Raw genomic sequence first — 684 nt, forward strand, 5'->3', positions numbered from 1 at the left:
CAGGGACCAGGCATCTGCTGGTCCCCACCCATAGTAATAGGTCACATCTGCTAGTTCGTTACCCCATTCTCCACCTGGGGGGAGTAGGCTAAAAAACCCATCATGTAGACCTCACAGGCTTTATAGTCGGTAAAAGCCATCTTTTTGATGGCTTCACGCGGCACATTCGACACCAGCGAAATAAGCAGCCCCATCGCACTGAGTGCACCAGATTTAGCCTGTTCGTCATAAAACTGCTGAACCTGAATCAATATCGGCTCACTGAGTTCGATAGCCTCATAGGTGGTTTTAGTGGCTTCATGAGAAATAGGCTTAACGAGAGGGATTGTTTTAGTGCGTTCCAGTTCAGACATCTTAGTTCTCCGTCACCGATACAGAACCACCTTCCCAGCGAATATCAGCAGTCGCCTCGGTGCTATCTACTTCTTGGGTATTTACCGACCACAGACCACTGCCGATAATCGTTTTGCCATTGGCCAGCTCACAGACAATATTGACATTGGTCTGGTCGTTAAAATCGCTGATCGACGTGCCGCCACTGTCACGGATTTGGCAGGAAATAAACGGGGCGCTAAAGGTTTCTTTATAACCATGCACCCCATCCATACCCGTCAGGGTTTCACGCTTGAATTTTGAGGGGCTGTATTTAAATTGCCCCGCAACCATGATGGTCAGGCCGTCAAC

Annotated in this window: 2 protein-coding genes; both read right to left on the reverse strand. The window is 49.0% G+C overall.

Annotation, left to right across the window (positions count from 1 at the left end; genetic code table 11):
• Positions 1-50 precede the first annotated feature (50 nt).
• Positions 51-353, reverse strand: a complete 303-nt coding sequence (locus V2A85_RS24225) for a phage tail assembly protein (RefSeq protein WP_080608340.1) — start codon at positions 351-353, stop codon at positions 51-53.
• Between the two features lies 1 nt (position 354).
• Positions 355-684 (reverse strand): phage tail tube protein (locus tag V2A85_RS24230; protein WP_420072625.1); only part of this gene is annotated, 330 nt, incomplete at its 5' end.

The sequence above is a fragment of the Yersinia sp. 1252 StPb PI genome, from assembly GCF_048593885.1.
Lineage (GTDB): Bacteria > Pseudomonadota > Gammaproteobacteria > Enterobacterales > Enterobacteriaceae > Yersinia > Yersinia enterocolitica_E.

Coding starts and splice junctions, on each gene's coding strand:
- V2A85_RS24225 (WP_080608340.1), bottom strand. CDS start 353: ATGTCTGAACTGGAACGCACTAAAACAATCCCTCTCGTTAAGCCTATT.